Here is a 19,378-nt window from a genome sequence, read left to right on the forward strand (position 1 = left end):
TCAGGCGCCGACGGGGGCCGGGTGCGGTGCGCCGGCGGGCGCGTCCGCGGGTTCGTCGACGCGGTCGCCGGCGGCCCGGGCGCCCACGCGGCGGAGCAGCAGGCGCGGCGCGTGCACGCTGACGTGCCCCGTGCCCGCGTCGGTGCGCACCACGATGTCGATGTCGTAGACCTCGCTGAGCAGGGCCGAGGTCATCGCGTCCTCGGGCGCGCCGTCCGCGACCACGCGGCCGCCGTGCAGGACGAGCACCCGGTCGGCGACCGCCGCGGCCTGCTCCAGGTCGTGCAGCACCACGCCGACCGCGACGCCGTGCTCGTCCGCGAGCTGCCGGACGAGCTCCAGCACCTCGACCTGGTACCGGAGGTCCAGGTGGTTGGTCGGCTCGTCGAGCAGCAGCACGCCCGTGTCCTGGGCGAGCGCGGACGCGAACCAGACGCGCTGGACCTGGCCGCCGGACAGCGCGTCGACGTCGTCGCCCGCGAGGTCCGCGATCCCCGCGAGCTCCAGCGCGCGGTCCACCGCGGACCGGCCCTCGGGGTCCGTGCCCCGCCAGCCCTGCCGGTGCGGGTGCCGGCCGAACTCGACCGCGTCCCGGACCGTGATGCCGGCGGGCGTCGGGCGGGACTGCGCGAGCAGCGTGACCCGGCGCGCGAAGTCGCGGGCGGAGAGCGCGTCGGCGTCCCCGTCGGCGACGGTCACCCGTCCGGCGGACAGCCGCTGCAGCCGGGCCATCCCGCGCAGCAGGGTCGACTTGCCGGAGCCGTTCGGCCCGACGAGCGCCGTGACCCGGCCGGCGGCGAGCTCGACGCTCGCGCCGGTGACGACGGGGTCGCCGCCGTAGCCGATGCTGACGTCGGCGGCGGCCATCGCGGCGGTGTTCACGGGCACGAACCGGGACATTAGCGAAGGCTTACCTCAGAAGTCCATCCGCGTCCGGTCCGTGACCTGCGGCGGGCGGTGCCCGGTCCCCCACCGGCGGGTGGGCGGACGCCCGTCCCGCCGGGCGGGCCGGCCGCCCCTCGCCTAGCGTGGCCGGGTCCGGTCCCCCGACGCGCGGAGCGTGGTGCACTGATGAGCGGTCCCCGGCGGCACGACGTGCTCGTCCTCGGCGGCGGCAACGCCGGCCTGTCCCTCGCCGGCCGGCTCCGGCGGGACGGCTGCCCCGACGTCGCGGTGGTCGAGCCGCGGTCGGTGCACCACTACCGGCCCCTGCTGTCCTACGTCGCCTCCGGCACCGCGACCCTGGCGGACCTGCGCCGGCCGCAGGACGAGGTCGTCCCGTCGGGCGTCCGGCGGTACGCCGGCACCGTGGCGTCCGTGGACCCGGCGCGATCGGTGGTCGTGCTCGCCGACGGCACGGAGCTCGGCTACGGCGACCTCGCGGTGTGCCCCGGCTCGGAGGTCGACTGGGACGCCGTCCCCGGGTCGCGCGAGGCGGTGGCGACCGCGCACGCCGCGACCAGCTACCTGCCCGAGCAGGCGGAGAAGACCTGGACGATGCTGTCGTCGCTCCGGTCCGGCCGCGCCGTGTTCGTGCTGTCCGACCGGCACGTGCCGTGCGCACCCGTCGGCCTCAAGCCGCTGTTCTCCGCGCTGGACGTGTGGCGGCGCTCGGGGGTGCTCGCGGACATCGAGGTCGAGCTGCTGGTCGAGGGGCCGCACCTGGTTCGGCACGCGGCCGCCGACCGCCGGCTGCGGGACGCGGCGGCGGCGTACGGCGTCCGGGTCCGGCTCGGGACCACGGTGCGCTCCGTGGACGCCGCGGGGCGGACGCTGGCGCTCGAGGGGCCGGACGGTGCGTCGGCGCTCGGCTACGACGCGCTGTACCTCGCGCCGCCGCACCGCGCGTACGACTGGATCGCGGAGAGCGACCTGGCGACCGACGACAGCGAGGGGTTCGTCGCCGTCGACCCGGAGACCCTGCAGCACGTGGCGCATCCGAACGTGTGGGGCCTCGGCGACGCCGCGACCGTCGGGACGCTGCCGTCGGGCGGCGCGCTGCGCAAGCAGGTGCCGGTGGTGGCGCGCAACATCCAGGCCCGCCGCACCGGCCGCACGATGCGGCGGTACGACGGCTACTCGGTCGCGCCCGTGACCACCTCCCGGCGCCGGCTGCTGCTCGCCGAGTTCGACCGGACCGGCCGCCCCGAGCCGTCGCTGCCCGTCGTGGACCTCGCCCGGCCCCGCCCGAGCCTGCTCGTGTTCGACCGCTACCTGGAGCCGCTGATCTACTGGCACAAGCTCCTCCCGGGCCGCGTCTCCTGACAGCCGGCCCCGGCGGTGGCAGGGTGAGCGCGTGCAGATCGACGACATCCCGGTCCGGACCCTCCGCGGCGAGGAGACCACGTTCGGCGCGCTGACCGACGGGCGGGTGGCCCTCGTGGTCAACGTCGCGTCCCGCTGCGGGCTCGCGCCCCAGTACGAGCAGCTCGAGGCGCTGCACCGGTCCTACGGCGGACGCGGGTTCACCGTCGTCGGCGTGCCCAGCAACCAGTTCCTCCAGGAGCTCGGCTCGTCCGAGGCGATCGCCGAGTACTGCTCGGCCACCTGGGGCGCGACCTTCCCGATGCTGGAGAAGACCCCCGTCAACGGCCGGCACGCGCACCCGCTGTACCGCGCGCTGCACGACGTGCCCGACGACGCCGGCAAGGCCGGGCGGATCACCTGGAACTTCGAGAAGTTCCTGGTGGCGCCGGACGGGCGCGCCCGCCGGTTCCGCCCGCGCGTGCTCCCGGACGCCCCGGAGGTCGTCGCGGCGATCGAGGCGCTGCTCCCGGAGCGCACCCCGGAGGGGTGACGCGGGGAGGGCGGGGCGGTCCGGGCGGGACCGCGCGTCGAGATCGGCGCTTCCGCCCGAGATCGGCGCTTCCACCCACCGATCTCGGCGCGAACCACCGATCTCGGCGCACCTGCCGGCAGCGACCGACGGCGGCGTCAGCCCGCCAGGTGCCCCCACCGTCCCGCGAGGTCGCGCCACGGCCCCACCGCCACCACGGCGCCCTCCTCGAGCACCACGACCCGGTCCGCCCGCGCGAGCGCGGCGCGCTTCGACGTCGCCCCCACCACGGTCGTCCCCCGCTCCCGCAGCGCCGACCACAGCTCGATCTCGGTGCTGGCGTCGAGCGCGCTGGACACGTCGTCGGCGAGCAGCAGCTCGGCGTCGGTGGCGAGCGCGCGTGCGAGGGCGAGGCGCTGCACCTGACCGCCGGACAGGCGCACGCCGCGGTGCCCGACGAGCGCGTCCGGGCCGCCCGCCTCGGCCACGTCGGTCGCCATCCGGGCCGCGGCGAGCGGCCCGTCGACCGCGCGGTCGTGGTCGAGCCGCACGTTGTCGGCGAACGTCCCGGACAGCACCCGCGGCACCTGGGCGACGTGCGCGACGCGGCCGGGTCGCAGGAACACCTCGGCGTCCTCGACGTCGGTGCCGTTCCACCGGATCCGCCCGGTGTGCGCCATCAGCCCGGCGAGCGCCGACAGCAGGCTGGACTTGCCCGCGCCGACCCGCCCGAGCAGCAGCACGAGCTCGCCGCGCGCGACCGTGAGGTCCACGTCGGCGACGCCGATCGTGCCGTCGTCGTGCACCGCGCCGACCCCCCAGAGCTCCAGGGTGTCGAGCCGGTCCCGCGCGTCCGGACCGGGACGCGCGGCCGTGCCGGTCGACAGGTCGACGCCCGGCGCCTCGGCCACCAGGTCGGCGCCGCCCGCGAACGACGCCGTCGCCTGCTGCCAGGACCGGGTGCCGGGCGCCTCGGTCACCACCGCGCCGGCGACGACGCCGAACCAGTTGAACCCGGCGACGGCGCCCGCGACCAGCAGCGTGCTGGCCAGGTCCCAGACCCCCGCGAGCAGGGCGCCCCAGGCCACGACCGCGCCGACCTGCACCATGATGATCGGCACGCCGTCGAGGACGGCCTGCACCCGGTGCTCGAACACGGCGGCCTCGACCCGGCCGTCGTCGACGCGGCGCAGGTGGGCGTGCACCTCGGGCGTGCGGGCGGCCAGCTTGACCGTCCGGGCGGCGTCCAGCGCGGACACCAGCGACCGCCCGAAGCCGGCGCGGGCGGCGGCCGACCGGGTGGCCGACCGCCCCGCGACGCCGCGGCCGGCGAGCGCGCACGCCGCGCTCACGACGAGGACCGCGAGCAGCACCGCGCCCGCGAGCAGCGACCAGCTCAGCACCGCCGTGACCGCCACCAGCACGAGGCCGTTGGCGAGGTCGACCCAGCGGTCGGCGTAGAGCACGAACCGGTCGGCGTCGAGCGCGCGCGCCACGACCTCGCCCGGCGGGGTGCGGCGCAGCCGGTGCTGCCGGGTCTGCCCGACGAGCACCGACATCCGCACCCGGAGCAGCAGCTCGATCCACCACTTCGGGTACAGCCGGAACGCGAGCGAGCTGCACGGGGCGACGAGCAGCAGGGTCACGGCCAGCGCCACGACCAGGCCCGTGGTCGGCTCGCCCGCGCGCAGGCCCTCGACGGTGTGCCCCCACAGGTAGCCGGTCACCGCGCCCTGGGCGGCGAACAGGCTCGACAGCAGGAACAGCAGGCCGCCGAGCAGGCCCCACCGGGGCTTGACGACGAGGGCGTGCGCGATCCCGCGGGCCAGGCTGGGCCCGGTCCCCGGGTCGCGCAGCGCGGGCGGCGGGCCGGTGCGCCGGCGCGCGCCGACCTCGGCCGCGCGGTCGTCGGCGTCCACGGCCGGGTCGGCGGCGCGCGCGCCCGGCCCGCCCGGCTCGCCCGGCCGGCCGCCCGCCGCGCCGGCCGCCGCGACGGTCCCCGCCACGATGCCCGCGTCGGTCCCCGCGACGTCGAGCGCGTCCGCGCGCCCCTCGGCCCGGCTCGCCTCGAGCAGCGACCGGAACGGCCCGTCGACCCGCGCCAGCGCCGCCCGGTCCCCCTGCTGCACGACCCGGCCGTGGTCCAGCACGACCACCTGCTCCGCCCGCTCGACGGTGCCGAGCCGGTGCGCCACGAGCACGCCGGTGCGGCCGCCGAGCAGCCGCTCCGACGCCGCGACGACCCGCGCCTCGGTGAGCGGGTCCATGCGGGCGGTCGCCTCGTCCAGCACCACCACCTGCACGTCCCGCACCAGCAGCCGGGCGAACGCGACCAGCTGCTCCTCCCCCGCGGACAGCGAGGTCCCGCCGGGGCCGAGCAGCGTGTCGAGCCCGTCGGGCAGGCCCGCGACCCAGTCGGTGAGCCGCAGCTCCCGAACGGCGCCCTCGACGTCGGCGCGCGGCACGTCGGCGAACAGGGCGATGTTCTCGGCGAGCGTCCCGGCGAGGATCTCCGTGCGCTGGGTGACCACGCCGACGGCGCCGCGCAGCGCCTGCAGGTCGAGCTCCCGCACGTCGACGCCGCCGAGCAGCACCGATCCGGGCTCGGGCTCGACCGCCCGGGACAGCAGGGACGCGAGGGTCGACTTGCCCGAGCCGGTGCGGCCGACGAGCGCGACGGTCTGCCCCGCGGGCACCCGCAGGTCGACGCCGCGCAGGGCGAACGTGCCCTCCGCGTACGAGAAGTGCAGGTCGCGCAGCTCGAGGTCGAGCGGCCCGTCGGGCACGGCGCGACCGCCGGCCGGCTCGGGCTCGGTGTCGAGCAGCTCGCGGATGCGGACGATCGCGCCGATGCCCTCCTGGACGTCCGGCAGGTGCCGCGCGAGCTGGTCGAACTGGCCGACGAACGACGCGGTGACCAGGAACAGCGTCACGAGCTGCGCGACGGTGAGGTCGCCCGCGCCCGCCAGCACCACCCCGGCCACGACGACGCCGGCGAGCAGCGCGTGCAGCAGCGTCCCGGCCTTCGCGGTCATCCGGGTCTCGACCGCCAGGACGCGGTCGAGCATCCGGTGCACGAGCGCGGACGCCTCGGCCAGGCGCCGGACGGCGAACGCCTGCCCCCGGCTCGTGCGCAGGTCGTCGCGGGCGGCGACCGCCTCCTCGAAGGCGGCGGCGTTGTCGGTCCACGCGCGCTCCTCGACCACCTTGCGGCGCGCGATCTCGCCGAGCGACGGCCGCACGACCAGCACGGTGACGCCGCCGAGGAGCGGGAACAGCACCCAGGCGGGCCACCAGGTCAGGCCGCCGACGATCCACAGCGGCACGCAGCCGACCACCGTGCGCCCGAGGCCCCAGACCTGCCGGCGGACGAGGGTGCCGACGGCGTGCGTGTCGTCGTCCACCCGGTCGAGCACCTCGCCGACGGCCTGCTCCGAGAGCGTGCCGAGCGGCTGGTGCAGCGCGGCGCTCAGCAGGTCGCCGCGCAGCCGGCCCTCGGCGCGGTCGACCACCCCGGCCCACGCGACCTGCCCGACCGTGTCCACGAGCGCGGCGCCGACCAGGCACGCGGCGAGCAGCCACAGCCCGGCGGCCGTCGGCTCCTCGGCGAGGTCGCCGGCGACGACCGTGCCGAGCGCCGCGCCGACCGAGGCGATGGTCAGCGCGACGAGCGCCAGCCCGGCGACGGGCCCGCGCAAGCGGTGCCAGTCGAGCCGGCGGGCGGGGTCGCGGGGCGCGCGCGAGGCCCGGTCGGCGGCGGCGTCGACCGGGGGCGGGGCGGTGGTGGTTCCGAGCATCGCCGTCGACCCTAGGGCGAGCCACCCACACGCCGAAGCGCATTTCGGCGCCGGACGCGCGGCCGCCGCCGCTACGGTCGCCGCATGATCACCTGGGCGACGGCGTTCCTCGACTCGACCGCGGCCGACTGGGACCGCACGCTCGCGTTCTGGCAGGCGGTCACCGCGTCGACCCTGTCGCCGTTCCGCGGCCCGGACCACGAGTTCGTCACGCTGGTGCCCGCCGACGGCGACGGGTTCCTGCGGGCGCAGCGGGTGCGGTCGGGCCCCGGCGGCACGCACCTGGACCTGCACGTGCCCGACGTCCGCGCCGCGGCCGACGACGCCGTGCGGCTCGGCGCGCGCGAGGTCGCCGCCTCCGACGTCGTCGTGCTGGCGTCGCCCGGCGGCCTGCCGTTCTGCTTCGTCGACGCCTCCCCCGCGCGCCGGCCCACCGCGCCGACGTGGCCGCACCCGGGCGGCGGCACGCACGCCAGCCTGGCCGACCAGCTCGCGATCGACGTGCCGGCGGAGCACTGGGACGTCGAGCGGCGGTTCTGGGTGGCGCTCACCGGCTGGCCCGAGCAGCCGACCGCGCCCGGCGCGGCCCTCGTCCCCCTGCGGCGCCCCGACGGGCTGCCGCTGCGCCTGCTGCTCCAGCGCCTCGACGAGCCGGCCGGGACCGTGCGCGCCCACCTCGACCTGGCCTGCGACGACCGCGCCGCCGAGACCGACCGGCACCTGGCTCTGGGCGCGCGCGTCGAGGCGGTGCGGGAGCGCTGGACGGTCCTCGTCGACCCCGCCGGGCGGCGGTACTGCCTCACCGACCGCCTCCCGGCCACGGGCGCCCTGCCCTGACCGTACGCCGGCGCCCGCGCCGCGCTGATCATCAAGGACTCTTGATCAAGGAGTCTTGATGGTCCTAGCGTCCCGGACATGGACCCGAAGCCCGCCGCCGGCCCTGCCCCGCGACCCGAGTCGGACCCCGCGCGGATCCGGGCTCTGGCGCACCCGCTGCGGCTGCGCCTGCTCGACCTCCTCGACGCCGAGGGCGACCTCACCGCGACGCAGTGCGCCGCGGTCAGCGGCGAGTCCGTCGCGAGCTGCTCCTTCCACCTGCACACGCTCGCCCGGCACGGTTACGTCGAGGCGGCCCCGCCCCGCGGCCGCGAGCGGCCGTGGCGGTCGGTGCGCGAGCGCCCGAGCCGGTACGACCCGGAGCGACCCGGCTCGCTGCGCGCCTTGGCCGAGGTCGCGCGGCTCACCCTGGACAAGGAGGCCGACCGGCTGCACCGGTGGCTGGACGCCGCACCCCGCGAGGCGGACGAGTGGCTGCTCGCGTCGGGGCTGCACTCGTCGTCGTTCTGGGCCACGAGCGACGAGCTCCGCGCCCTGTCGGCGGAGCTCGAGCGGCTGACCGACCGGTTCGCCGGGCGCTCGGACGACCCCGCCCTGCGTCCGCCCGGCGCCCGGCACGCCCGGTTCTTCGGCGTCGTCAGCGTCGACCCGCAGCGGGACCCGGGGCCCGTCCGGTGACCGCCGGCGACGCCGTCGACCGGGACGCGCGGCCGGAGGCCCCGGCGCGCGCCGACGAGGGGGCACCGCCGCACGCCGGGCGGGGGGCACCGCCGCGGGCCGGGCGGGACGCACCGCCGCTCGCCCGTCAGGTCGCGGCACCCGACGACGGGGACCCGGCGGCGCCGGCCGACCCCCGCGCCGCGCTCCGCTCCCCCGCGTTCCGGCTGCTCACCGCCGTCTGGGTCGCCGCCAACCTCGCCGACTCGCTCCTCGCGCTGATCCTCGCCGTCTGGGTCAAGGACCTCACCGGGTCGGATGCGGCGGCGGGCCTCACGCTCGCCGCGTTCGGGCTCCCCGCGCTCGCCACCCCGCTGATCGGCCACCTGGTCGACCGGGTGTCGCGGCGGCGCGTCCTGGTCGTCGCCTACGGGGTCGGCGCCGCCGCCCTCCTGGTGCTGCTGTCGGTGCGCGGGGCGTCCGGCGCGTGGGTCGTCCTGGGCGTGACCGTGGTCTACGCGACCCTCGGCTACACGACCGGCGCGGCGCAGTCCGGGCTGCTGCGCGACCTGCTGCCCGACGGGGCGCTCGCGCCGGCGAACGGCCGCCTCACCGCCATCGACCAGTCGTTCCGGCTCGCGATGCCGGTCGTCGGCGCCGTGGTCTACGCCGCGGCCGGCCCGCGCCCGCTCGTGGTCGTCGCCGCGGCCGCGTTCGCGGTGTCGGCGGTGCTCGCCGCCCGCCTGCGGGTCCGGGAGACGCCGCCCGCCCCCGGGCACGAGCCGTTCGCGCGCGCGGTGACCGCCGGCTTCCGGCACCTGCGGCGCACGCCACCGCTGGGCCGGCTCGCCGTCACCCTCGGCATCGGGTTCGGCGTGACCGGCGCGATCAACGGAGCGGCGTTCGCGATCATCGACCGCGGCCTGGGCCTGCCGCCGGAGGCGCTCGGCCCGCTCACCAGCGCCCAGGCCGTCACGGCGGTGGTGGCGGGGCTGACCGCGGACCGGCTGATCGCCCGGTGGGGCGCCACCCGGCTGGTCGCGGTCGCGCTGCTGGTCGCCGCCGCCGGGGTCGTGCCGCTTGCCGGGTCGAGCCTGGTCGGCGTGGTGCTCGGGATGGGGGCGCTGGGCGCCGGCGTCACCTGGGCCGTCGTCGCGTTCGTCACCGAGCGGCAGCTGCGCACGCCACCGACGCTCCAGGGCCGGGTGCAGTCGGCCGGCGCGCTGCTGCTGAACGCCCCGCAGCTCGCGCTCGCGGTCGCCGCGGCCGCGGTGGTGGACGCCGTGGACCACCGCGTCGTCGTCCTGGCGTGCGCGGCGGGCCTGCTGGCCTCGGCGGTGCTGGCGGCGTCGGCCCGGCGCGCAGCGTCTCCTACGGGATCCGGCGGGGCCGCACCCGATCGTCGACGGCCGCGCCGGAACGCGTAGGCGAGCCGCGCCCGGTCACGACTCCGGGAGGTGCTCCCGCGCCCAGAGCGCGGCGCTCGTCCGGTCCGCGACGCCGAGCAGCCGGAACACGTGCCCGAGGTGCACCTTCACCGTGCGCTCCGCGATGCCGAGCTCCCGCCCGATCTGCTTGTTCGCCAGCCCGCGCGCGAGCAGCCGCAGCACGTCGCGCTCCCGGGCGCTGAGCCGGTCCGCGGGCCGCGGCGCGGCGGCGGACGGCAGGAGCGCGCCGGCCACCCGGGGGTCGAGCGGCGCGTAGCCCTGCGCCGCGGACCGGACGGCCGCGACCAGCTCCTCCGGCTCGCAGTCCTTCAGCAGGTAGCCCACGGCGCCGGCGCCGACCGCCGCGGACACCCGGTCGTGGTCGGAGAACGACGTCAGCACGACGACCCGGGTCCCCGGCCGCACCGCCAGGACCTGGCGGGTCGCCTCGACGCCGTCGGTCCCGGGCATCGACAGGTCCATGAGGATCACGTCCGGCGCCAGCTCGGCCGCCAGCGCGACGGCCGCCGCACCGTCGGCGGCCTGGCCGACCACCCGCATCCCGTCCGCGGCGTCGACCAGCCCGGCCAGCCCCGACCGCACCAGGTGGTGGTCGTCGGCGAGCAGCACCGTGATGTCCTCGGTCATCGCACCTCCACCTCGGGGTCCACCGCGAGCCGCCAGCGCGTCCCCGCGCCCGGGGCCGAGTCGACCGACAGCTCCGCGCCCGCGGCGGCCGCGAGGTCGCCGAGCACGCGCAGCCCCAGGTGGCCCTCGGGCGGGTTCTCCAGCGCGGCGGCGTCGAACCCCGCGCCGTCGTCGGCGACCTCCAGCACCAGCAGGCCACCCGACCGCGCCAGGGTCACCCGCACCTCGTCGGCCCCCGCGTGGGCGACGGCGTTGCGCACCGTCTCCTGCGCCACGCGGTAGACGAGCTGCTGGGCGTCGACGCCGACCCCGGCCAGCGCGTCCTCCGGCGCGTCGACGGTCACCCGCACCCCGCGCGCCGCGAGCCCGCCCGCCAGGTCGGCCAGGGCGGCGCCGAGCCCGGCGGTGCGCAGGCTCGGCGGGTAGATGTCGACGAGCAGCGACCGCAGCCCCCGGATGGACGTCCGCACCGTGCCGCTCGCGGCGCGCACGTCGGCCGCGACGTCCGCCGCCCCGGCCCGCTCCGCGCGCTCGGCGGCGCCGGCGAGGGCGAACGACGACGCCGCGAGCTCCTGGACCACGCCGTCGTGCAGCGTGGCAGCGACCCGACGGCGCTCGGCGTCGGACGCGTCGGCCGCGCTGCGCAGCAGCCGCTCGCGCTGGTCCTGCCCGCGGCGCAGCCGGTCGAGCAGCGTCCACAGCACCGGCAGCAGCAGGACGAGCAGGAGCAGCAGGCTGGTCACCGTGATCCCGGCGAACCCGCGCCACACGGCGGCGGCGCGCTCGGTGACGACGTCGTACCGGCTGTACGTCTCGAACAGCAGCACCGTGCCGTCGGGCGTCCACACCGGGCGGTAGACCTCGAGCAGCCGGCCCTGGTCGCGCTCGAACCGGTTCTCGGGCTCGTCGAGGTCGCTCACCTCGGCCTGCGTCGCCGGGTCGGCGAGCACGGCCCGCTCGTCGTCGCCCAGGCCGAACGCGTCGCCGATCAGCCGGGGCTCGTCCGAGTAGACGATCCGGCCCTCGGCGTCCCAGAGCTTCACCCGCACGACCGCGTCGCCGAGCACCCGGTCCCGGACCACCGCGTCGAGCGCGGCGAGGGCCTCCGGGTCGCCGGTGGCGACCCCGTCGGTCAGCGCGGGCTGCACGACGGTGTCGGCCAGCAGGTCGGTGCTGCGCGCGGCGTCGTTCACGGACTCCTGCTCGGCGATCCGCCGGCTGGCGCTCAGGCCGAGCACCGCGACCAGCACCAGCACGACCGCGGCCGCCGCACCGACCTGGAGGAACACCCGCCAGGTCCGGACCGGGGCGACCGAGGCGGCGGGCGGCGCGCCGCGGCTGAGGACGACTCGGCCGTCCTCGGCCGCGGGCGCGGGCGTCTGCACAGCGGCCACCCTAGGTGCTGGCACTGGTCAGTCGTCGCTGCCGTGGCCGCCGTGCCGGCCGCCGCCGTCGTCGCCGTGGTGGCCCGAGTCGTCGGAGCCCGAGGACGAACCGGAGCCGTGGTGCCCCGAGTCGTCGGAGCCGGACGACCCGCCGTGGTGGCCCGAGTCGTCGGCCGGGGCGGCGGGGACCGCGGGGGCCGCCGGGGCGGCAGGGGCGGCGGGCGCAGCCGGCGCTGCGGTGCCCGTCCCGTTCACCCGGCGGTCGTCGCCGGGCTCGAACCGGTCGTCGCGGTCCACGCGGCCGCCGTGGTCGTCCGGCACGGCCGACGGCGAGGCGGAGCCGGACGGCGTCGCGTCGTCCGACGGCGACGTGGTGGCGCCCGTGCCGTTCGCGCGCCGGTCGTCGCCGGCCTCGGTGCGCAGGTCGCGGTCGGTGGCCCCGCCGCGGTCGTCGGCGGTCGGCGCCTGGCTGGGCACCGAGACCGGCACCTCGCGGCTCAGGCTGGGGTTGGCGGTGAGGCCGACGACGGCGGGCACGATCGCCAGCGCGGCGGCGGCGGTGAACACCAGGGTGCGCTTCACGGGGACTCCTCGGGTGGGTGGTGGATCCGACGAGTCAGTTCTCCCGCGCCACCGGTCTGCCGCGCGATCGGACCTTGGTACTAGTACCCCTCCCGGGAGGTCCCGGTGCTGGTCGGGGCGCCGTCAGCCCCGGCGGTCCACCAGCAGCCACGCCCCCGCGCCGAGCACCGCCGCGGCGAGCGCGACCGACGGCCACGCCCCCAGCGCCCCGGCGAGGACGTGCGACGCGACGAAGCACGCCGCCCCGAGGAGCACCACGGCCACCACCCGCGCGGCCCCGGCCGCCGCCCACGACCGCCACGCGCACCAGGCCACGCCCAGCACCAGCACGACCCCGCCGAGCGCCCGGACGCCGGTGCCCTGCGCGACGGCGAACGCCGCCACCAGGGTCACCGCCGCCAGGACGGCCGTGGGCACCGCGGCGAGCGGGCCCCGGGCCCCGGCGGGCCGGGACGGCGCTGCCGCCGCCCCGACCCCGCCGGTCGGACCGCCTACGCCCGGACCGGTCACTCGTCCGCGCCGACGACCGCGCCGGCGAACTGCGACTGGTACAGCCGGTGGTACGCGCCGCCGGCCGCGATGAGCTCGTCGTGCGTGCCCTTCTCGACGATCGCGCCGTGCTCCATCACGAGGATGAGGTCGGCGTCCCGGATGGTCGACAGCCGGTGCGCGATGACGAACGAGGTCCGCCCCTGCCGCAGCGAGGCCATCGCCTGCTGGAGCAGCTTCTCGGTGCGGGTGTCGACCGAGGACGTGGCCTCGTCGAGGATGAGCACCGACGGCCGCGCGACGAACGCCCGGGCGATGGTGATCAGCTGCTTCTCCCCCGCCGACAGGTTGGCCGCGTCCTCCTCCAGCACGGTGTCGTACCCGTGCGGCAGCGAGTGCACGAACCGGTCGACGTAGGTGGCCTGCGCCGCGGCGAGGATCTCCTCGTCGGTCGCGGACTGCCGGCCGTAGCGGATGTTCTCCCGGATCGTGCCGGCGAACAGCCACGGGTCCTGCAGCACCATCCCGGTGCGCGCGCGGGCGTCGTGCCGGGACAGCGTCGCGATGTCCTGGCCGTTGACCAGGATCCGGCCGCCGTCGAGCTCGTAGAACCGCATGAGCAGGTTGACCAGGGTGGTCTTGCCGGCGCCGGTCGGGCCGACGATCGCGACCGTCTGCCCGGGGCGCACGGTGAACGACAGGTCGGTGATCAGCGGGTGCTCGGGGTCGTAGGAGAACGCGACGTGCTCGAACTCGATGGTCCCGTCGCCCTGCGCCGGGGCGGGCGCCTGCGGGTCGTCCTCGCTCTGCTCGTCCTCGTCGAGCAGCTGGAACACCCGCTCGGCCGACGCGGTCCCGGACTGCACGACCGCGGCCATGCCGCCGAGCTCGGACAGCGGCTGGGTGAACATCTGCGTGTACTGGATGAACGCCTGCACGCTGCCGAGCAGCATCGTGCCGTTCGCGACCATGAGCCCGCCGAGCACCGCGATGCCGACGTAGGTGAGGTTGCTGACGAACGACATGCCCGGCCAGATGATCCCGGACAGGAACTGCGCCCTGAACGAGGCCTGGTAGAGCTCCTCGTTCTCCGCCTTGAACTTGTCCGCGAAGTCCTGCCGGCGGCCGAAGACCTTGACCAGGGCGTGCCCGGAGAACGACTCCTCGACGCGCGCGTTCAGCCGCCCGACCTTGCGCCACTGGGTGCCGAACGCCTTCTGCGACTTCGGGCCGATGATCCCGAAGATGACGCCCATCAGCGGGATGGAGACCAGCGCCACCAGCGCCAGCTGCCACGAGATCGTGAACATCATGACCAGCACGCCGACCACGGTGAGGATGGAGGTCAGCGCCGAGGACAGCGACTGCTGCATCGTCTGGGTGATGTTGTCGATGTCGTTGGTCACGCGGGAGATCAGCTCGCCGCGCTGCACCTTGTCGAAGTACGCGAGCGGCAGCCGGTTGATCTTGGTCTCGACCTGCTCGCGCAGCCGCCACATGGCCCGGACCATGATCACGTTGATGATGTAGCCCTGCAGCCACATGAGCAGCGCGCCCGCCACGTACAGGGCGAGCACGGTGACCAGCAGCCGGCCGAGCAGGTCGAAGTCGATGCCCGCGCCGGGCACCAGGTTCTCCGCCGCCGCGACCATGTCCGCGACCCGCTCCTGGCCCGCGGCGCGCAGCCCCTCGACCGCCTGCTCCTGGGTCAGGCCCTCGGGCAGCTGCCGGCCCATGAAGCCGGTGAACACCGCGTCGGTGGCCCGGCCCAGCACCCGCGGGGCGAGCACGGTGAGCACGACGCCGGCCGTGCCCATGACCGTGACCGCCACGAGGGCCCACGTGTACGGGCGCAGCAGGCCGAGCATCCGGCCGAACGACTGCCCGAAGTTGTCCGCCTTGCCGGGCGCGACCGAGTCCCACGAGTCCGAGGCCAGGCGTGCGGCCTCCCCGAGCTCGATCTCGAGCTTCTCGTCCTCCGTCAGCTCCGGCTCCGCCGGCTTCGTGCGCGTCTTCTGGTCGCTCATGCGCCGGCCTCCACCGCGAGCTGGGACTCCGCGATCTCGCGGTAGGTCTGGTTGGTCGCGAGCAGCTCGTCGTGCGTGCCGAGGCCGGCCACGCGGCCGTCCTCGAGGACGAGGATCTGGTCCGCGCCGGTCACCGTCGACACCCGCTGGGCGACGACGATCTTGGTGACGTCGGGCAGCTCGCGCCAGAGCGCCTGCCGCAACCGGGCGTCGGTCGCGAGGTCGAGCGCCGAGAACGAGTCGTCGAACAGCAGCACGGCCGGCCGGCGCACCAGGGCGCGCGCGATCGCGAGCCGCTGGCGCTGCCCGCCGGACACGTTGGTGCCGCCCTGCGAGATCCGGGCCTCGAGCCCGCCCTCCATCTGGGACACGAAGTCGCTCGCCTGGGCGATCTCCAGCGCGCGCCACAGGTCGGCGTCGGTCGCGTCCTCCTGGCCCAGGCGCAGGTTGGACGCGACCGTCCCGGCGAACAGGAACGGCCGCTGCGGGACCAGGCCGATGCCGGCCCACAGCTCCTCGACGTCGCGGTCCCGGACGTCGACCCCGCCGACGCGCACCGCGCCGCCGGTGGTGTCGAACAGCCGCGGGATCAGCGAGACGAGCGTCGTCTTGCCCGCGCCGGTCGAGCCGATGACCGCGAGGGTCTGGCCCTGCCGGGCGGTGAACGAGACGCCCGAGAGCACGGGGTGCTCGGCCTCGGGGTACGCGAAGGTCACGTCGTCGAACGCGACCTCGCCCGGCCGCGGCGTGCCGCGCACCGGCTCCGCGGGCTCGGCCAGCGTGGACTCGCTGGTCAGCACCTCGGTGATCCGCTCGGCCGACACGGCGGCGCGCGGGATCATCACCGTCATGAAGGTGGCCATGAGCACGCCCATGAGGATCTGGCCGATGTACTGCATGAACGCGAACAGCGTGCCGACCTGGACGTTGCCGTTGTCGACCTCGATGCCGCCGAACCAGATCACGCCGACGACGGTCACGTTGAGCACGAGCATCGCGAGCGGGAACAGCACCACGAACAGCGAGCCGATCTTGCGGCCGACGACCATGATGTCGGTGTTGGCGCCCCGGAACCGCTCGCTCTCGATGTCCTCCCGGACGAACGCCCGCACGACGCGCACGCCGGTGAGCTGCTCGCGCATGATCCGGTTCACCGCGTCGAGCTTGGTCTGGAACGAGCGGAACAGCGGCACCATCCGGCTGATGATCACGCCCGCGACGAGCAGCAGCACCGGCACCGAGACGGCGATCAGCCAGGACAGCCCGACGTCCTGCCGCAGCGCCATGACGATGCCGCCGATCGCGAGCATCGGGGCGCTGACCAGCATGGTCGAGCCCATCATCGCGAGCATCTGGACCTGCTGGACGTCGTTGGTGTTGCGGGTGATGAGCGAGCCGGCGCCGAACCGGGAGATCTCCCGCTCCGAGTAGCCGCTCACCCGCCCGTACACGTCGTCGCGCAGATCCCGCCCGACCTGCATCGCGGCGCGCGCGGCGAAGTAGGTGGCGACGACCGCGGCGACGATCTGGCCGAGGGACACCACGAGCATGGACCCGCCGGTGCGCCAGATGAACCCGGTGTCCCCCTGGGCGACGCCCTCGTCGATGATGCGGGCGTTCAGGTTGGGCAGGTAGAGCATGGCGAGGGCCGAGCAGAGCTGGAAGACCAGCACGCCGAGCAGCAGCCAGCGGTAGGGGCGCAGGTAGCGCATCAGCAGACGGGCGAGCACGTGTTCTCCTGGGGTCGGCGGGCGACGAGGTCCGCGACCACGGGGCGGCGGGGGGTCCGTCCGCGATCGGCTCCGACAGGGTAGCCACCGCCACCGACACCCACCGCCACCTTTTCGCCCACCCCCGGGGCGCGTGGAGTCTTGTCCCGTGGCGGCAGCGCGCCCTAGGGTCGCCCTGTCCGAATTGTCCTAAATGTCCCTACCGCGGACTCAGGCCACGGGTCCCGGTGCCGTCGTCCGCCCTGCCGCCCGGCTCCCGGGCCCCACCGCGGCGGCCGCCCGGGAGGCCGGACCGGGCGCGCGCCGGGCGCGACCGAAGGACGTGACCGCGATGGCGAGCACGGGGGCGCAGCACGCCGCATCCTCCCGCACCCCGGCCCCCTGGCCCCGGGTGCTGCTGGGCGGGACGCCGGTCGACCTGCTGGAGACGGTCGGCGCGGTCGACACCGTGGTGGGGCACGCGACCCGCGGGGCGGGCTGGCCCCTCGGGGTGATGAGCGCGAACCTCGACCACATCCACCACTTCGGCTACCACGGGCCGTCGTCGCTGGTGCCGTTCGCCTGGGCGCACCCGGACGCCGGGGACCCGTACCCGGCGGGGCCGCCCGCCCCCGACCCGCTGGACGGGCTGCCGCCGGTCCGCTGGCTCAACCTCCTGGACGGGGCGCCGCTGGTCCGCCGCGCCGAGCACCTCACCGGGCACGCCTGGCCCCGGCTCGCCGGGAGCGACCTGATCGCCCCGGTCCTGGACCGCGCGGCCGCCGTCGGGCTGCGCGTGGGCTTCCTCGGCGGCCGCCCGGAGGTGCTCGACGTCCTGGCGGAGCGCCTGGCGGCGGAGCGGCCGCGGCTGGCGGTGGCGGGGCTGTGGGCGCCCCCGCGGCGGGACCTCGACGACGCCGCGGCGTGCCGGGCCTGGGCCGGCCTCGTGCGGCACGCCGGCGCCGACGTCGTGGTCGTGGGGCTGGGCAAGCCGCGCCAGGAGCGCTGGATCGCGCGCTACGGGCCGCTGACCGGCGCCGCCGTCCTGCTCGCGTTCGGCGCGGTGGTCGACTTCCTCGCGGGCGCCGCCCGGCGCGCGCCGGAGGCGGTCCGCGACCACGGCTGGGAGTGGGCGTGGCGGCTCGCGCACGAGCCCCGGCGGCTCGCGCGGCGGTACCTCGTCGACGGGCCGCCCGCGTACGACGTCCTGGCCCGGCGGAGCTTCGTGCTGGTGCCCGGGGCGCCCGAGCCGGCGGGGCGGCCGTGACGACGCAGGCGGTGCGTCCCGCGACGGCCGGGGCGGCGTTCGCGGCCGCCCGCGCGCCCGCGGACCTCGGGGTCGTCGTGGTGACGTACGACAACGAGGCGCACCTCGACCGGCTGCTCGCGAGCCTGCGCCTCGAGGCGGCCGGCACGCGGATGCGCGTGGTCGTCGTCGACAACGGGTCCTCCGACGGCACGGTGCGTCGCGCCCGCGCCCACCCCGACGTCCGCACCCTGACCGGCCACGGCAACGTCGGCTACGCGGGCGGCATCAACGTGGGTGCCGCGGCGCTCGGCGACGTCCCGGCGGTCCTCGTGCTGAACGCGGACCTGGTGCTCGAGCCGGGTGCCGTGCCCGCCCTCCTCGCGCGGCTGCAGCGGCCTCGGGCGGGCGTGGTGCTGCCGATGCTGCTCGACCGGTCCGGCGCGGTCCAGCCGTCGCTGCGCCGCGAGCCGTCGGTGACCCGGTCGCTCGGCGACGCGGTGCTGGGCCGCTTCCTCGGCGACCGGCCCGGGTGGCTGTCCGAGACGGTGCGCGACCCCACCGCCTACGCCTGGGCGCACCCCGTCGACTGGGGCACCGGCGCCGCGGTGCTGGTGCGCGCCGAGACCGCGCGGTCGGTGGGCCCGTGGGACGAGCGGTTCTTCCTGTACTCCGAGGAGACCGACTACTGCCGCCGCGCGCGCGAGGCCGGCTGGGAGGTGTGGTTCGAGCCCGCGGCGCGGGTGCGGCACGCCGCGGGCGGGTCGGGACGGGGACCGGAGCTGACCGCGCTGCTCCAGGTGAACCGCGTCCGGTACGCGCGCAAGCACCGGGCCGCGCCGGTGGCCGGGGCCACGCTCGCCGTGACCGCGGTGACGTCGCTCGCGCGCACCTGGGACCCCGGGCACCGGTCGGCGGTGCGGGCCCTGCTGCTCCCGGCGGCGCGGCGGGCGCTGCCGCGCGGGCGGCCGACCGGCCTGGTCCAGGCGGACGGCGGCCGGCCCGCGGCCCCCGCCGCCCCCGCGGTGGCCGCCCCCGCGCGCGTCACCGGGACCGTCGTCGTCCCCGCGCACGACGAGGCGGCGGTCATCGGCCGCACGCTCGCCGGTCTCGCGCCGTGGGCCCGCGCCACCGGGGTCGACGTCGTCGTGGTGTGCAACGGCTGCACCGACGGCACCGCCGCCGTGGCGCGGCGGTTCCCCGGCGTGCGGGTGCTCGAGCTGGCCGAGGGCTCCAAGCCGCGCGCGCTGGACGCCGGCGACCGCGCCGCCCGGGGCTTCCCCCGGGTCTACCTCGACGCGGACGTCACGGCGACCCCCGCCGCCGTCGCCGCCACGCTGCGCGCGCTCGCCGCCGGACCGTGGCTGGCCGCCCGTCCCCCGGCCGCGGTGGACCTCGCCGGCGCGTCCGCGGCGGTGCGCGCGTTCCACCGCGCCCGGGCCCGGCTCGCGGCACCGCGGGACGCGCTGTGGGGCGCGGGGGTGTACGGCCTGTCCGCCGCGGGCCACGCGCGGCTCGGGCGGTTCCCGGACCTCGTCGCGGACGACCTGTGGGTGGACGCGCTGTTCACGCCCGCGGAGAAGCGGGTGGTCGACGCGCCACCGGTGCGGGTGGTCGCGCCGCGGACCGCGCGGAGCCTGGTGCGGGTGCTGGCCCGGACCGCGCGCGGCTCGGCGGAGGTGCGGGCGCTGGCGGAGACGGCCCCGCCCGCGCCGCCGTCAGCCTCCGGGGCGCCCAGCTCGCGGCGTTCCCGACGGTGACGGTCTCGCCCGTCGACGTGCAGCGCGACGCTGCCGCG

At 77.0% G+C, this 19,378-nt stretch carries 15 protein-coding genes; 7 read left to right on the top strand and 8 right to left on the bottom strand.

Annotation, left to right across the window (positions count from 1 at the left end; all coding sequences use genetic code 11):
- Complete coding sequence (locus tag AC3WUG_RS12495; RefSeq protein WP_492327948.1) at positions 1 to 900, bottom strand: ABC transporter ATP-binding protein; 900 nt, start codon at positions 898 to 900, stop codon at positions 1 to 3.
- Between the two features lie 171 nt (positions 901 to 1,071).
- Between AC3WUG_RS12495 and AC3WUG_RS12500 the strand changes: the two genes are divergently transcribed.
- Together AC3WUG_RS12500 and AC3WUG_RS12505 are read left to right on the top strand one after the other, a co-directional pair.
- The gene (locus AC3WUG_RS12500) at positions 1,072 to 2,265 is read left to right on the top strand and encodes an NAD(P)/FAD-dependent oxidoreductase (RefSeq protein WP_492327949.1); all 1,194 of its coding nucleotides are present in this window, start codon (positions 1,072 to 1,074) and stop codon (positions 2,263 to 2,265) included.
- 31 nt (positions 2,266 to 2,296) lie between these two features.
- The gene (locus tag AC3WUG_RS12505; protein WP_492327950.1) at positions 2,297 to 2,797 is read left to right on the top strand and encodes a glutathione peroxidase; all 501 of its coding nucleotides are present in this window, start codon (positions 2,297 to 2,299) and stop codon (positions 2,795 to 2,797) included.
- Between the two features lie 137 nt (positions 2,798 to 2,934).
- On the opposite strand, the gene AC3WUG_RS12510 is transcribed toward AC3WUG_RS12505, so the two are convergent.
- On the bottom strand, positions 2,935 to 6,573 hold the full coding sequence (locus AC3WUG_RS12510; RefSeq protein WP_492327951.1) for an ATP-binding cassette domain-containing protein: 3,639 nt from the start codon (positions 6,571 to 6,573) through the stop codon (positions 2,935 to 2,937).
- A gap of 84 nt (positions 6,574 to 6,657) precedes the next feature.
- On the opposite strand from AC3WUG_RS12510, the gene AC3WUG_RS12515 reads away from it, so the two are divergent.
- The 3 genes from AC3WUG_RS12515 to AC3WUG_RS12525 all read left to right on the top strand — a co-directional run bounded on the left by AC3WUG_RS12515 (position 6,658) and on the right by AC3WUG_RS12525 (position 9,494).
- Complete coding sequence (locus AC3WUG_RS12515; protein WP_492327952.1) at positions 6,658 to 7,410, top strand: VOC family protein; 753 nt, start codon at positions 6,658 to 6,660, stop codon at positions 7,408 to 7,410.
- A gap of 78 nt (positions 7,411 to 7,488) precedes the next feature.
- Positions 7,489 to 8,088 (top strand): helix-turn-helix domain-containing protein, encoded by a 600-nt coding sequence (locus AC3WUG_RS12520; RefSeq protein WP_492327953.1) that lies wholly within the window; start codon positions 7,489 to 7,491, stop codon positions 8,086 to 8,088.
- Positions 8,085 to 9,494 (top strand): MFS transporter, encoded by a 1,410-nt coding sequence (locus AC3WUG_RS12525; protein ID WP_492327954.1) that lies wholly within the window; start codon positions 8,085 to 8,087, stop codon positions 9,492 to 9,494. The genes AC3WUG_RS12520 and AC3WUG_RS12525 overlap by 4 nt, the downstream gene beginning before the upstream one ends.
- Before the next feature lie 15 nt (positions 9,495 to 9,509).
- Here AC3WUG_RS12525 and AC3WUG_RS12530 read toward each other — a convergent pair whose 3' ends face one another.
- The 6 genes from AC3WUG_RS12530 to AC3WUG_RS12555 form a co-directional block, all read right to left on the bottom strand.
- Positions 9,510 to 10,142, bottom strand: coding sequence for a response regulator (locus tag AC3WUG_RS12530; protein WP_492327955.1), 633 nt, complete (start codon positions 10,140 to 10,142; stop codon positions 9,510 to 9,512).
- Entirely contained in the window at positions 10,139 to 11,527 is a 1,389-nt protein-coding gene (locus tag AC3WUG_RS12535; protein WP_492327956.1) for a sensor histidine kinase, read from the bottom strand. Before AC3WUG_RS12535 ends, AC3WUG_RS12530 begins: the two co-directional genes overlap by 4 nt.
- Positions 11,528 to 11,554: 27 nt before the next feature.
- On the bottom strand, positions 11,555 to 12,109 hold the full coding sequence (locus AC3WUG_RS12540; protein ID WP_492327957.1) for a hypothetical protein: 555 nt from the start codon (positions 12,107 to 12,109) through the stop codon (positions 11,555 to 11,557).
- Positions 12,110 to 12,232: 123 nt separating this feature from the next.
- A complete protein-coding gene (locus AC3WUG_RS12545) occupies positions 12,233 to 12,526 on the bottom strand; it encodes a hypothetical protein (protein WP_492327958.1) in 294 nt (97 codons plus the stop codon).
- An 89-nt stretch (positions 12,527 to 12,615) separates the two neighbouring features.
- Positions 12,616 to 14,625: an ABC transporter ATP-binding protein gene (locus tag AC3WUG_RS12550; RefSeq protein WP_492327959.1), complete on the bottom strand. Its 2,010-nt coding sequence runs from the start codon at positions 14,623 to 14,625 to the stop codon at positions 12,616 to 12,618.
- Entirely contained in the window at positions 14,622 to 16,355 is a 1,734-nt protein-coding gene (locus AC3WUG_RS12555) for an ABC transporter ATP-binding protein (RefSeq protein WP_492327960.1), read from the bottom strand. Before AC3WUG_RS12555 ends, AC3WUG_RS12550 begins: the two co-directional genes overlap by 4 nt.
- Positions 16,356 to 16,686: 331 nt before the next feature.
- Here AC3WUG_RS12555 and AC3WUG_RS12560 point away from each other — a divergent pair, with 331 nt between their 5' ends.
- Positions 16,687 to 17,601 (top strand): WecB/TagA/CpsF family glycosyltransferase, encoded by a 915-nt coding sequence (locus AC3WUG_RS12560; protein ID WP_492327961.1) that lies wholly within the window; start codon positions 16,687 to 16,689, stop codon positions 17,599 to 17,601.
- Positions 17,598 to 19,340: a glycosyltransferase family 2 protein gene (locus AC3WUG_RS12565; protein ID WP_492327962.1), complete on the top strand. Its 1,743-nt coding sequence runs from the start codon at positions 17,598 to 17,600 to the stop codon at positions 19,338 to 19,340. Before AC3WUG_RS12560 ends, AC3WUG_RS12565 begins: the two co-directional genes overlap by 4 nt.
- The last annotated feature ends 38 nt before the right edge of the window (positions 19,341 to 19,378 follow it).

The organism is Cellulomonas sp. EB106-03-03-XG116, from assembly GCF_058792015.1.